Below are 12,364 nucleotides of genomic sequence, written 5' to 3' on the forward strand. Positions count from 1 at the left end.
GCTCCTCAGTCCATGGGCTCGACCGTCACCCTCGCGGCAAAGCTCTCGATCTCGTCGCGCCGGCCGGAGCCCAGGCCGTGCCGCGCCACGTTGAGCGCGCCGGCCGCGGCACCGAGCCGTACGGCGTCGGCGACCGGCAGCCCGCGCGCGACCCCCACCGCGATGCCGGCCGTCATCGAGTCGCCGGCGCCGCGGTGGTCGACGGTCGACACCGACGGAGTCGTGATCGTCGACGTGCCCTCGCCCGTCACGACGAGCGCCGGCTCGTGCGCCCGGGAGACGACCAGGGCACCCAGCCCTTCGTCGATCCACCCCTCGGCGGCGCGGCGCAGCGCCGGCACCGAGTCGTCGGCGGCGAGGTCGGAGTCGACCATCTCCTCGTGGCTCATCTTGAGCACCGCGATCGCTTCCCTGCCCACGGCGCTGGCGAGCTCGCCGTTCAGGTCCGCCACGACCGGAGTCCCGGACGCGGCGACGTCCCGGGCAAGGCGGGCGAGGTAGTCCGGCGGCAGCCCGATGTCGTGCTGTATGCCCGTCAGCACGCAGACGTCGGCCTCGAGGGCGGCGACGAGGGCCGTGCCGTAGAGGTCGTCGAGCGCGTGCCGGTCGAGCCGCATCGACGGCATCGTGACGAGCTCGGGGTCCCCTCCCTTCCGCCGGTCGCGCAGCAGGGTCCCGCCTCCGCCCTGCACGGTGGCCCGCAGCTCGAGGCCCCGGCTGCGAGCGAGGTGGGCGGTGATCTCCCCCGTCTCGCCGCCGAACGGTCCGCAGACGACGACGTCCGCCCCGAGGGAACCTGCCATCGTCGCGACCCAGAGGCCCTGGCCGCCCGGATGCACGTGGATCTCCGGCGCGTCCCGGACGCGGTCGGTCTCGATCTCGATCGTGAGCAGCGGCTCGGGGGCCACGACACAGACGGTGGGGGCGCTTTCGGATGCCATGCCTCGGACCCTAGGCAGAATCCGGGGTGTCCGCCGGGTCGGCGGCCCGGACGGTGATCGGAGTGCCGACGAGCGGGGTACCAGCAGCACCTCCCGAGTCCGCCGGACCGTGCCTAGCGTGGGGGCATGACGAACTCCGTTCCCAGCCTCACCCTGAACAACGGCGTCGAGATACCCGCCCGCGGGTACGGCGTCTTCCAGACCCCGCCGGACGAGACGGTGACCGCGGTGGAGGCCGCGCTCGCCACCGGCTACCGGCACATCGACACCGCCGCCGCCTATGGCAACGAGCACGAGGTCGGCGAGGCCATCCGCCGCTCCGGCGTCGACCGCTCCGACGTCTTCCTCGAGACCAAGATCTGGATCAGCGACTACGGCTACGACGCGACGCTGCACGCGTTCGACAAGAGCGCCCGCAAGCTCGGCGTCGAGACGATCGACCTGCTGATCCTGCACCAGGCCCTGCCCAGCCGCTTCGACCTCACGACCGGGGCCTACCAGGCCCTGGAGAAGCTGCTCGCCGACGGCAAGGTCCGCGCGATCGGCGTCAGCAACTTCATGCCCGAGCACCTGGACCGGCTCCTCGCCGCGACGACCGTCGTGCCAGCCGTCAACCAGGTCGAGATGCACCCCTACTTCCGCCAGCCCGACGTGCTGGCCGCGGACGCCGCCCACAGCATCCTCACGCAGGCCTGGTCGCCCATCGGTGGCATCACGTTCTACCGCGACGGCAAGCACACCAGCACCCTGCAGGACCCCACGATCCTGCGCATCGGCCAGGCGCACGGCAAGACCGCCGCGCAGGTGATGCTGCGCTGGCACCTGCAGCAGGGTCGCTCCGCGATCCCCAAGTCCGTCACCCCGAGCCGCATCGCCGAGAACTTCGACGTGCTCGACTTCGAGCTCACCACCGACGAGCTCGCCGCGATCGACGCCCTCGACACCGGCGTGCGCGGCGGCCCCGAGCCCGACGCCATCACGCTCGAGACCTTCGGCCGCGACATCCCCGAGGCATGAGTCGGAGCGCAGCACAGGGTGGGGGCCGAGCAACGAGGCACCCGCACGACGCGGAGCGCAGACACATGCCGACCACAGAATCGGAGGCCTGAGCCATGCAGTACCGCCCGCTCGGACGCACCGGCGTCCAGGTCAGCCCGCTCACGCTCGGCGCCATGATGTTCGGCCCCTGGGGCAACGACGATCGCAAGGACGCGACCCGGATCATCCACCGCGCCCTCGACGCCGGGATCAACGTGGTCGACACCGCCGACGTGTACTCCGCCGGCGTCTCCGAGGAGATCGTCGGCGAGGCGATCTCCGGGCGCCGCGACGACGTGTTCCTCGCCACCAAGTTCTTCATGCCGATGGACGACGACCCGAACCACCGCGGCGGCTCCCGCCGGTGGATCGTCCGCGAGGTCGAGAGCTCGCTGCGCCGGCTGAACACCGACCACATCGACCTCTACCAGGTGCACCGGCCGTCGCCGGACACCGACGTCACCGAGACGCTCGGCGCGCTGACCGACCTCGTGCGGCAGGGCAAGATCCGCTACCTCGGCTCGTCGTCGTACTCCGGGTCGCAGATCGTCGAGGCCCAGTGGGCCTCCCGGGAGCGAAACCTCGAGCGGTTCGTCACCGAGCAGCCGCCGTACTCGATCCTCGTGCGCGGCATCGAGGAGGACGTGCTGCCCGCCGTGCGGCGGCACGGCATGGGCACCCTCACGTACAGCCCGCTGAGCGGCGGCTGGCTCTCCGGCCGGTGGCGCAAGGGCGCCGCGTCCGCCCCGACGTCGAGCGCGCGGCCCGGTGCCCGCTTCGACATGAGCAGCCCCGCCAACCAGCGCAAGCTCGACGTCGTCGAGGAGCTCGCCCTGCTCGCCGAGGAGGCGGGCATGCCGCTCCTCGAGCTGGCGATCGCGTTCGTCATCAACCACCCCGGCGTCACCTCGGCGATCGTCGGGCCGCGCACGATGGAGCAGCTCGAGTCGTACCTGCCCGCCACGGGACTCACGCTCACCGCCGACGTCCTCGACCGGATCGACGAGCTCGTCGCTCCGGGGGTCACCGTCAACCCCGACGACAACAGCTACGGCGCCCACGAGCTCACACCCGGCGAGCGGCGCCGCTGAACAGCCGCGAGGCCCTCAAGGTGCTGGTGCGGCTCGCCGCGCTGGTCGCGACGGGCGGCCGCCGAATGTTCCGGGAGTCGCTCGGCGCCGCCCTCGACGCCATGTACGCGAACGCCCCGGCGGACGAGCAGCACGTGCAGCGCTACCTGTCTGCGCACTGCTTCGGCGACCACTACACGCGCGACGGGATCGACGTGCCCACGCGCGAGCTGATCGCCATCGCGCTGCTCGTCGCGCTCGGCGGCGCCGACCCGGCAGGTGGCCGGGCACGTGCGCGCGAACGTGCGGGTGGGCAACGACCGCGGGACGCTGGTGGCGGTGCTCACGCGCCTCCTGCCCGACGTCGGGTACCCCCGCACGCTCAACGGGCTGCGGGCCCTCGACGACGTCGTCCCCGCACAGCACTGACCTGTCGGACCTGTTTGACCTGGGAGGAACCATGACCGGCTGGAACCCTGCCGACCTCGCCGCGATCGAGGGTGACGGCGAGCTGCGTGTCGCGGCGCACCGGCCCGACGGCACGCTCCGCACCCCGCGGACCGTCTGGCACGTCGTCGTCGACGACGACCTGTTCATCCGCTCCGTCCGCGGGGATGAGGGCTCCTGGTACCGCGGCGTCCGGCGCACGGGCACCGGAACCATCGACGCCGGCGGCATCCACGCCGAGGTGACGTTCACCCGCGACGACGCCCACGACAAGGCGGTCGACCAGGCGTACCACGTCAAGTACGGCGACGGCTCGGCCGTGCGCTCGATCACCAGCCCCGACGCGACGGCGACCACCCTGCGCGTCGACCCGGCCTGAGCCGCCGGTCCCCTACGATCGGCGGGTTCCCGACCTCCTCGAGTCCCTGACGCCCCCCGGCACGAGCGTGCCCGTCAGCGCGGGGGCACGGAGAGGTGCTCCTCCCATGGCAGCAGGGTCACCGGGTGCGGCGGGTGGTCCGAGGCGCGCAGCGTGAGGTCGACGACGGCCGCGCGCACGCGCGACCACTCCTTCTCGTCGTCCGACGAGGCGATCTCGAGGATCCCCTGGAGCACCGGCACCGCGTGCGCGACGTCGACCCGGTGGCCCCCGTCGCGGGCGGCAGCGCGCACCACCTGGGCCGCGAGCGCCTCCCCCCGCGATCCCGCCACGAGCCGGGCGGAGCTCGCCAGCCGCAGCGGCACGGGCGACGTCCGCAGCGACCAGCTCGTCCCGGCCTCGTTGTGGACGGCGATCGTCGTCGGGCCGCGCAGCAGTGACACGACGGTCACCGCGAGGCCCACCAGCACCACCGACCCCGCGACGACGCACGCCCAGCCGCCGGCGGCGACGTCGTCCCCCGGCCTCGTGAGCAGCAGGACTCCGGCGCCCACGACCCATACCGTCAGGCAGCCGCACGCCACGAGGGCGAACAGCAGGCCGCCCGGGCTGTCCCCGGGCCGTCGAGTCCCCATACCCTCCCCATTGCCGGCAACCCCGCGATCGCTACCCAGGATCGAAAACTCGTTGTCGTCGGGGTCCGTCGTCGCAGCGTCCCGGCGCTCAGCCCGTCCAGGTCCGGAGGGCGTCGACCAGGAGCTCCTTCTCGGCCGCCTGCACGCGCGCCCGCAGCGCGGGCACGTCGTCGTCCGGGAGCACGGGGACCTCGACCTGCGCGACGACGGGTCCCTCGTCGTAGCCGGCCGTGACCAGGTGCACCGTGGCGCCGGACGTCGGGCGACCGGCGGCGAGCACGGCCGCGTGCACCCGGTCGCCGAACATGCCGGCGCCGCCGAACTCCGGCAGGAGCGCCGGGTGGGTGCAGGCGCGGTGCTCACGACGCGAGCATCGCAGCACCCGGCCAGCACAGCGGCGCCGCACTAGGATCGACGCCGTGACGCACGACCCGAGCCGGCGGTGACCGGACGCCGCGGACGGCTCCGCTCGCTGGCCCAGCCGTGGGTCCTCGCCGCCGTCGTGCTCGTCCTCCTGCCGGCGACCGGCGCACTGCCCGCCGACGACGCCGCCGCGCTCGCCACCCTCACCGGCCCGGTCCTCGCGTTCGTCGTCGTGCTCATCGTGATCGCGGAGCTCTGCGCCGGGGCCGGCCTGTTCGACGCGGTCGCCGACGGCGCCGCGCGCCTCGCCGGGGGCCGCCCCGCGGTGCTGTGGCTGCTGGTCGTGGCCGCCGCCGCGGCCTGCACGATCGTGCTCTCCCTGGACACGACGGCCGTCCTGCTCACGCCCGCCGTCGTGGCGGTCGCCCGGCGCGCCGGCCGCGACCCGCTCCCCCTCGCGCTCACCGTGCTGGCACTGGCCAACACGGCGTCGCTGCTGCTGCCGGTCTCCAACCTCACCAACCTCATGGCGGCCCGGTCCTTCGACGCCGGGTACGTGGGAGTGATGGTGTGGCCGGCCGCCGCGGTGCTCGTCGTGGCGGTGGCCGCCCTCGCCGTCCTGCACGCCCCCGCCCTGCGCGGCCGCTACGCCGTCCCGGAGCGGACGGCGCCGCGCGACCCGGTGCTGCTGCGCGTGGCCGCCGCGGTGGTGGTCCTCATGGGCGTCGCGTTCGCGGCCGAGCTGCCCGTGCTGCCGACGGCGCTGGTCGCCGCAGCCGCGCTCGGCGGCGCGACGGCCTGGCGGCGCGTCCCGCTCGTGGTCCCGGCGCGCGCGATGGTGCCGTGGCGCACGGTCGTCGTCACGGCCGGCCTGTTCGTCGCGGTCGGCACCTGGCACGCGCACGGCCTCACCGATCTGCTCTCCCACCTCGTGGGCGACGGCCACGACGCGGCGAGCCTCGCCCAGGTCGCGGCGGTCGGGGCCACGGCGGCGAACGGGGTGAACAACCTCCCCGCCTATCTGGCGCTCGCCCCCACCGTCACCGGCGACGACGCCCGGCTCGCGGCGCTGCTCATCGGCGTGAACGCGGGTCCGCTGGTGACGCCGTGGGCCTCGCTCGCCACGCTGCTCTGGCTGCAGCAGTACCGCCGGCACGTCTGGACGTCGCCGTCCGGGCTGGTGCGGCGAGTGGTGCTGCAGGGCACGGTCATGGCCCCGCTGGCCGTCGGTGCCGGCGTCGTAGCCCTCGCGCTCGGGGGCTGACGCGTGGTCAGGACGTGGCCCAGACCCCCAGCTCGTTGCCGCTCGGGTCGAGGAAGTGGAAGCGCCGGCCGCCGGGGAACTCGTACGGGCCGTCGACCACCCGGCCGCCGGCGCCGGTGACGCCGGCGAGCGTCGCGTCGAGGTCGTCGGAGAACAGCAGCACGAACGGGCCGCCCCGGCTGATGTCGGCGGCCTCGGCGAGGCGCAGCCCGCCCGCCTCGGCGGGCGCCTGCTCCGCGGCCGTGCGGATGCCCGCGTACTGAGGGCCGTACGGGACGAACTCCCAACCGAACACTGAGCCGTAGAACTCCTGGGCCGCTGCGAGGTCGGTCACCGGCAGCTCGAGGTAGTCGATGGTGTGGTGGACGCCGTGCGTGTGTTCGCTCATCGGCCCAGCGTGCCGCGGGCCTCCGACAGCACGGCCGGGCGACAGCGCGGCCGGGCGGGAGGACGGCGGCCGGTAGAGTCGCGTGATGCTCAGGAACCTGCGGAGGGCCCTCGCCCGCGTCTACTGGCGGGTCAGCCGCTGGACCCTCCGCAGCGAGCCCGTGCCGGCGCAGGCCGGCGTGCTGCTGGGGGCGCCGCACACGTCCAACTGGGACTTCGCGCTCATGCTGGCCATCGCGTGGCGGCTCGGGCTGAACGTGCGCTGGCTCGGCAAGCACACGCTGTTCGCCGGCTGGCGGGGGCCGCTGATGCGCCGGCTCGGCGGCATCCCGGTGGACCGTCGCGACCCCAGCAGCGTGGTCGAGGACGTGCTCTCCCGGGTCCGGGCCGGCGAGGTCTTCCACCTGGTAGTCACGCCGGAGGGCACCCGTTCGGGCGACGGATGGAAGTCCGGCTTCTACCGCATCGCCCGAGCCGCCGACCTGCCCGTCACCCTGGGGTACGTGGACCGCACCACCATGACGACGGGCCTCGGCCCGACCCTCCGCCTCACCGGCGACGTGCGCGCCGACATGGGCGTCATCCGCGCGTTCTACGCCGACAAGGCGGGCCTGCGCCCCGGCCTGCGCACCGAGCCGCGGCTCAAGGACGAGGACCGGCCGGCCTGACCGGCACACCGCCGGCGGCACGGGCGACCCGGCGTCAGCCGCGCGCCGCGTGGTCGAACGCCCCGGCCGCCAGGTCGTCGAGCAGACGGCGTGCACCACGGACCCGCGGGCGCCTTCGCCAGCGCGAGCGCCACGGCCCGCGTGGCGTCGCCGATGTGCACGGCCGGCCGCCGGGACGACCCGTCCACCACGTACCCGGAGACGCCGCGCTCGCGCGCTGCGCTGCGTGGGGCAGATCGCACCGTCCGACTCCGGGCCCTCCCCGGACTAGGCTCGCGCCCGTGCCCCCCACCGAGACGCTGCGCACGGCGCTGCCCGACGACGTGACCCTGCGGCTGCTGCACCGCGACGACGGCCCTGCGATCGCGGCGGCCTACGCGCGCAACCGCGACCACCTCGAACCGTGGGAGCCCGCGCGCCCGGCGTCGTTCTACGACGCCGAGCACCACGCCCAGCGCATCCCGGTGGAGCTGCTGGCGCACGGTTCCGGACGGTCGACTCCCCTCGTGCTGGAGCGCGACGGCGAGATCGTCGGCCGCGTGAACCTCAGCGACATCGTGCTCGGCGCGTTCCACAGCGCCCACCTGGGCTACTGGGTCGACGCGCGGCTGGGCGGGCGCGGCATCATGACCGCGGCCGTGGAGGCCGCGTGCGCCTATGCCCGCGACGACCTCGGGCTTCACCGCGTCCAGGCCGCGACCCTGTTGCACAACGAGGCGTCACAGCGAGTGCTCGCCCGCACCGGGTTCGACCGGATCGGCACCGCGCCGCGCTACCTCAACATCGCCGGACGCTGGCAGGACCACGCGCTCTTCCAGCGCATCCTGCACGACTGACCCCTCGGCGGGGACGTCAGCCCGCTCCTCCGCCGCCCGCCGCCGACGCCGTCGGTGCACCACGCCCGCGGCGATCCCGCCGGCGCCGCCGAGCACCAGCAGCACGATCCCCGCGCCGCCCCACGGCGCCGCCCCCGCGCGGCTTGCCGCGGCGTCCGCCTCCTCGGCGGCCGTGTCCAGGTCGCCGGCCGCCAGCTCGTCCTGCGCGCGGTCGGCGGCCTGGTCGGCTCGGAGGACGAGGCTGCCCAGCTCCGACACCGGGTCGCGGTCGGCCGCGGCGGCGCGCGCAGCCCGGCCGACGTCGGTCGTGACCTCTGCGGCTCGGGGCAGCAGCGTCGCGAGGGCCGCGTAGTCCTCCTCCGCGTCGGCCCCCTCGTACGCCGCACGCACCGCGGCCGGCACGGGGACGCCTGCGGCGTCGGCGGCCTCCTGGGCGGCGGCTGCCTCGGCCGGGACGCCGTCGAGCGCGGAGAGCACGCGGGCGGCGTCCTCGAACTCCCAGTCGGTCATCGCGGCACGCAGCCCGAGCGGCGGCGACCATTCCCCGTCGGCCTCGTCCGTCTCCGCGTAGGCGGCACGCGCCGGCGCCCGGTCCGCGAGCGCCTCCTGGTCAGCGGTCTCCCCTGAGCCTGTCGAAGGGTCGAGCACCCACGTACGCAGCACCTTCGGCGCCCCGGACACCTGCCCGCGCGTCTCGACGAGGTCGAGGAAGCGGCGCCAGTCGGTGCGCCCGTGGTTCTCCTCGGTCGAGCCCGGCCGCTCGTAGGCGCTCTCGCCCGCCTGCGCCGCCGAGACGACCGCGGTGAACGCGTCGTCCTCGAGCGGGCCGAGCAGCTTCTGCACCGTCGTGTACGAGGCGGCGTACCCGTAGTTCTCGACGTCCTCGTCCAGCTCGCCGATGTTGCCCTCCCAGTCCGACAGTGGCACGGCCTCGTCCGCGTGCCGGTCGGGCGTCTTCCACGGGTCGCTGGTGCCGCCCGTGCGCGCGACCACCCGGTGGGCGACCACCTCGGTGAGCCCCTCGGACAGCCACCGCTCGCGCAGCCGGTCCGGATTCAGCCAGGCGTGGCCGAGCTCGTGGTACAGCGTGACCTCGTCGAGGTCCTCCGGGATGACGATCTCGTCCTTGCCCGGGTCGAACCAGGCATAGCCGAGCACCTTCGGCGAGACGTCCTCGCGGATCGTCTCGAGGCCGCCCGGCCACGGCCGCCCGACGAGCTCCTCGAGCACCGGCAGCCCCTTCTCCAGCCGCTTGCCGACGAAGCCGGTCCACTTCTCGTCGCCCGGGAAGCTCTGCAGCGTGAGCGAGGTGTCCCCGACCTCGACCTTCCGCTCGTCGGACTTTTTCGGGTCGCGGGCCGAGACCACGGCCCAGATGCCGTCCTGGTCGGTGTTCTCCGTGGCCGTGTAGGTGACGGTCTTGCCCGTGCGCTTCTCGGTGAAGACGTCGGACGTGGCGTCGAACGTCATCGAGGCGGGCAGCACCACCTCGACCCGGGTGCGCCCGGCGTCGCCCACGCTGGAGGCGGCGAAGGTCGCGAACCCGTCCCCCACCCGCGTGTAGTCCTTCGACCGGACGGGCTCGCCCGGGATGACGAAGCTCCATTCGACGGAGCGGGAGCTGCCGTAACGCAGCGGCGCGAAGGTGGCCGTCGCGTACCGGGTGCTCGGGTCCTCCGTCTTCTCCAGCCGCACCGGCAGCGACGCACCGCCGCTGACGGCGCGCAGGTCCTCGGCGCCCGCAGGGACCGGGATCGTGTAGCTCGTGAAGTAGTAGTACGTGTTTCCCTGGTCCGGCGTGACGTTGCGGATGGTGGTGGTCACCGTCGCTTCGACCTCGGAGTCCTTGGCCCGGAGCACGTAGCGGCTGTCCGACTCCTCCGTGAGCCCCTCGTCCGCGACGGCGGCCGGGCCGGCGAGCGCGAGCGCGCCGACGAGGCCGGCGCCGAGGCCCAGGAGCACGCGTCGACGCCGGAGCGTCTGTCGGCGGGTACGCGGCCGTCGGGCCGGGCATGCGTGGGGGGTGGCCACAAGCGTCATCGCGTCCTGTCGCTGGCGGGCTCCGGGAGCTGCCGCCCGGTGCCGAGATGGAGGAACCGACGTGATCGGTCGCCGCATCCTGCCGCGCGGCGCGTGGGCACCGCAAGGCGCGACCCGTACATCACCCGCCGGTCGCGCCCGGCGAGCCCGTCGACGCTGGTGAGATGGACGTTCCGAGTGCGCGAGCCCCCGGCGTGCGGTAGACCGGTGCAGGTCGGGCCGCGGAGGGGGACGCCATGAGCGCTGACGAGAGCACGCACCGGAGCACGGGCGCGGGCGTCGACCCCGGCGTGGACGCCGGGTCGCTGACGATCGCGCTCCTGACCGCCTGTTCCGAGCCCGACCTCGGCATCCGGTCTCGCGTCGTCCAGGAGCTGCTCGACGAGGCGAGCCACGACGCGCACCTCGCCCGCGAGGTCCTCACCACGATGCTGACGGCCTCGGTGATGTCGCTGCGCGCCTACACCGACGCCACCCAGCGCGACCCGCAGGACGTGTTGCGCACGCTCGGAGTGAGCTGGTCGCAGCGCTCCCTCCACGCCTGACACGCGAGAAAGTCAGGCGTCGAGGACCTCGATGCGCGCGACGCTCGGCTCGCGCTCGGTCTGCAGGCGCGCGGCCACGTCCTCGGCCCCGCGCAGTGCGCGCAGCACGTTGCCGCTGGCGAGGCCGGCCAGGTCGTCGTCCAACCAGCCGCGGTCCGCGAGCGCCGCGAAGAGGTTCGGGTAGCCGGAGACGTCGCGCAGCTCGTCCGCGAAGCCGCTGGCGCCGTCGTAGTCGCCGCCGAGCCCGACGTGCCGGACCCCCGCGACCTCGCGCACGTGCTCGACGTGTGCGACGACGTCGTCGAGCGTGGTGGGCGGCTTGGGGTGGCTCTTCTCCCACTCGTCGGCGAACGCGGCGAACTCGGCGTAGTCGTTGGGCGCGATCCCGGCCGCCTTCGCGGCCTCCCCCGCCGCGGCGCGCCACTCCCCGATCGCGGGCGTGACGAAGCTCGGCACGAACGTCACCATGCAGACGCCGCCGTTGTCGGCGAGGCGGGCGAGGACGTCGTCGGGCACGTTGCGCGGCACGTCGCAGACGGCGCGGGCCGAGCTGTGCGAGAAGATCACGGGCGCCTCGGAGACGTCGAGCGCGGCACGCATCGTGCCCGCCGAGACGTGCGACAGGTCGACGAGCATGCCGAGGCGGTTCATCTCGCGCACCACCTCGCGCCCGAAGGCGGACAGGCCGCCGTGCGGGGCGGGGGTGTCCGTGGCCGACTCGGCCCAGGGGTTGTTGTGGTTGTGGGTGAGCGTCATGTACCGCACGCCCACCTCGTACAGCATCCGCAGCGCGCCCATCGACGAGTCGATCGACTGCCCGCCCTCGGCGCCCATGAGCGACGCGATCCTGCCCTCGGCCCAGGCGGCCACCACGTCGTCCGCGCCCAGCGCGAGGCGGAAGTGCTCGGGCCAGCGGGCCACCATGCGGCACACGGCGTCCACCTGCTCGAGCGTCGCGGTGACCGCGGCGCTGTCCGGCAGGTTGGACGGCACGTAGACCGACCAGAACTGGGCGCCCACTCCCCCGGCGCGCAGGCGCGGCACGTCCGTCTGGGTGCGGCCCTCGGTGCCGGCGGCGACGTCGAGCCGCGACCAGTCGTACGCGACCTGGGCGCGCGCCTCCCACGGTAGGTCGTTGTGCCCGTCCCAGACGGGGTGGTCACGCAGGAGGGCGGCGATGCGGTCGGTCGTCATCCCGCGACCCTATCGGCGCACTTCGCCGGTCGAGCTTGTCGAAACCCCGGTCTCGACAAGCTCGACCGGCGGGGAGACACGCTCGACCGACGGGGATCAGTCGCGGCGGGCGCCGCGCAGCCGGTCGATCTCGCGCCGCTCACGCTTGGTGGGGCGGCCGGCGCCGCGGTCGCGGATGCCGACGGCGGCCCGCTCCGTGCGGGTGGGCACCGGCGGGCTCTCGTCGCGATACGCCTTGACCGCCAGCGGCGCGCCCACGCGCTTGGGCAGCAGCTCGACGACGACGACGTTGCGGTCGCGCAGCGGGTCACGCCAGGTGATGCGGTCGCCCACCTTCACCGGCGTCGACGCCTTGGCCACGACGTCGTTCACCCGCACCCGACCGGCCCGGAGCAGCGCAGCCGATGACGACCGGCTCTTGAAGAGCCGCACCGCCCACAGCCACACGTCCGCTCGCACGTCGTCAGCCTCTCACGAGGGCGAGCGGCTCAGGCCGCGAGCGCCGGGTAGTCCGTGTAGCCGCGCGCGTCGTCCCCGGAGAAGGTGGTGCGGTCCGG

General features: G+C 74.2%; 15 protein-coding genes. 8 read left to right on the top strand and 7 right to left on the bottom strand.

Going from position 1 to position 12,364, the window contains the following annotated elements; all coding sequences use genetic code 11:
• Positions 1-5: 5 nt before the first annotated feature.
• On the bottom strand, positions 6-941 hold the full coding sequence (locus tag AC1C2V_RS18240) for a 1-phosphofructokinase family hexose kinase (RefSeq protein ID WP_495391063.1): 936 nt from the start codon (positions 939-941) through the stop codon (positions 6-8).
• A gap of 126 nt (positions 942-1,067) precedes the next feature.
• On the opposite strand from AC1C2V_RS18240, the gene AC1C2V_RS18245 reads away from it, so the two are divergent.
• The 4 genes from AC1C2V_RS18245 (at position 1,068) to AC1C2V_RS18260 (ending at position 3,875) form a co-directional block, all read left to right on the top strand.
• Positions 1,068-1,958, top strand: a complete 891-nt coding sequence (locus tag AC1C2V_RS18245; protein ID WP_495391064.1) for an aldo/keto reductase — start codon at positions 1,068-1,070, stop codon at positions 1,956-1,958.
• A 95-nt stretch (positions 1,959-2,053) separates the two neighbouring features.
• Positions 2,054-3,070, top strand: a complete 1,017-nt coding sequence (locus tag AC1C2V_RS18250; RefSeq protein WP_495391065.1) for an aldo/keto reductase — start codon at positions 2,054-2,056, stop codon at positions 3,068-3,070.
• Positions 3,071-3,340: 270 nt separating this feature from the next.
• Complete coding sequence (locus tag AC1C2V_RS18255) at positions 3,341-3,478, top strand: hypothetical protein (RefSeq protein WP_495391066.1); 138 nt, start codon at positions 3,341-3,343, stop codon at positions 3,476-3,478.
• 31 nt (positions 3,479-3,509) lie between these two features.
• On the top strand, positions 3,510-3,875 hold the full coding sequence (locus AC1C2V_RS18260; RefSeq protein WP_495391067.1) for a DUF2255 family protein: 366 nt from the start codon (positions 3,510-3,512) through the stop codon (positions 3,873-3,875).
• Between the two features lie 74 nt (positions 3,876-3,949).
• Here the strand turns inward: AC1C2V_RS18260 and AC1C2V_RS18265 are convergent, their stop codons facing one another.
• Both AC1C2V_RS18265 and AC1C2V_RS18270 read right to left on the bottom strand, forming a co-directional pair.
• Complete coding sequence (locus AC1C2V_RS18265; protein WP_495391068.1) at positions 3,950-4,510, bottom strand: hypothetical protein; 561 nt, start codon at positions 4,508-4,510, stop codon at positions 3,950-3,952.
• A gap of 88 nt (positions 4,511-4,598) precedes the next feature.
• Positions 4,599-4,892: a formyltransferase family protein gene (locus AC1C2V_RS18270; RefSeq protein ID WP_495391069.1), complete on the bottom strand. Its 294-nt coding sequence runs from the start codon at positions 4,890-4,892 to the stop codon at positions 4,599-4,601.
• Positions 4,893-4,952: 60 nt separating this feature from the next.
• On the opposite strand from AC1C2V_RS18270, the gene AC1C2V_RS18275 reads away from it, so the two are divergent.
• The gene (locus AC1C2V_RS18275) at positions 4,953-6,137 is read left to right on the top strand and encodes an SLC13 family permease (RefSeq protein WP_495391070.1); all 1,185 of its coding nucleotides are present in this window, start codon (positions 4,953-4,955) and stop codon (positions 6,135-6,137) included.
• A gap of 7 nt (positions 6,138-6,144) precedes the next feature.
• Here the strand turns inward: AC1C2V_RS18275 and AC1C2V_RS18280 are convergent, their stop codons facing one another.
• Complete coding sequence (locus tag AC1C2V_RS18280; protein ID WP_495391071.1) at positions 6,145-6,525, bottom strand: VOC family protein; 381 nt, start codon at positions 6,523-6,525, stop codon at positions 6,145-6,147.
• Positions 6,526-6,610: 85 nt separating this feature from the next.
• Here AC1C2V_RS18280 and AC1C2V_RS18285 point away from each other — a divergent pair, with 85 nt between their 5' ends.
• Together AC1C2V_RS18285 and AC1C2V_RS18290 are read left to right on the top strand one after the other, a co-directional pair.
• Positions 6,611-7,192, top strand: coding sequence for a 1-acyl-sn-glycerol-3-phosphate acyltransferase (locus AC1C2V_RS18285; protein WP_495391072.1), 582 nt, complete (start codon positions 6,611-6,613; stop codon positions 7,190-7,192).
• Positions 7,193-7,473: 281 nt separating this feature from the next.
• The gene (locus AC1C2V_RS18290; RefSeq protein WP_495391073.1) at positions 7,474-8,028 is read left to right on the top strand and encodes a GNAT family N-acetyltransferase; all 555 of its coding nucleotides are present in this window, start codon (positions 7,474-7,476) and stop codon (positions 8,026-8,028) included.
• Here the strand turns inward: AC1C2V_RS18290 and AC1C2V_RS18295 are convergent.
• Positions 7,912-9,990 carry a gluzincin family metallopeptidase gene (locus AC1C2V_RS18295; RefSeq protein WP_495391074.1) on the bottom strand — a complete coding sequence of 693 codons (2,079 nt, stop codon included), beginning with the start codon at positions 9,988-9,990 and terminating at the stop codon, positions 7,912-7,914. The genes AC1C2V_RS18290 and AC1C2V_RS18295 overlap by 117 nt on opposite strands.
• A 314-nt stretch (positions 9,991-10,304) precedes the next feature.
• Between AC1C2V_RS18295 and AC1C2V_RS18300 the strand changes: the two genes are divergently transcribed.
• Complete coding sequence (locus AC1C2V_RS18300; RefSeq protein WP_495391075.1) at positions 10,305-10,613, top strand: hypothetical protein; 309 nt, start codon at positions 10,305-10,307, stop codon at positions 10,611-10,613.
• 12 nt (positions 10,614-10,625) lie between these two features.
• On the opposite strand, the gene AC1C2V_RS18305 is transcribed toward AC1C2V_RS18300, so the two are convergent.
• Both AC1C2V_RS18305 and AC1C2V_RS18310 read right to left on the bottom strand, forming a co-directional pair.
• Positions 10,626-11,807, bottom strand: a complete 1,182-nt coding sequence (locus AC1C2V_RS18305; protein ID WP_495391076.1) for a dipeptidase — start codon at positions 11,805-11,807, stop codon at positions 10,626-10,628.
• Between the two features lie 96 nt (positions 11,808-11,903).
• Positions 11,904-12,266 (bottom strand): RNA-binding S4 domain-containing protein, encoded by a 363-nt coding sequence (locus AC1C2V_RS18310; RefSeq protein ID WP_495391077.1) that lies wholly within the window; start codon positions 12,264-12,266, stop codon positions 11,904-11,906.
• Between the last annotated feature and the right edge of the window lie 98 nt (positions 12,267-12,364).

Source organism: Isoptericola sp. Y541 (genome assembly GCF_059445465.1).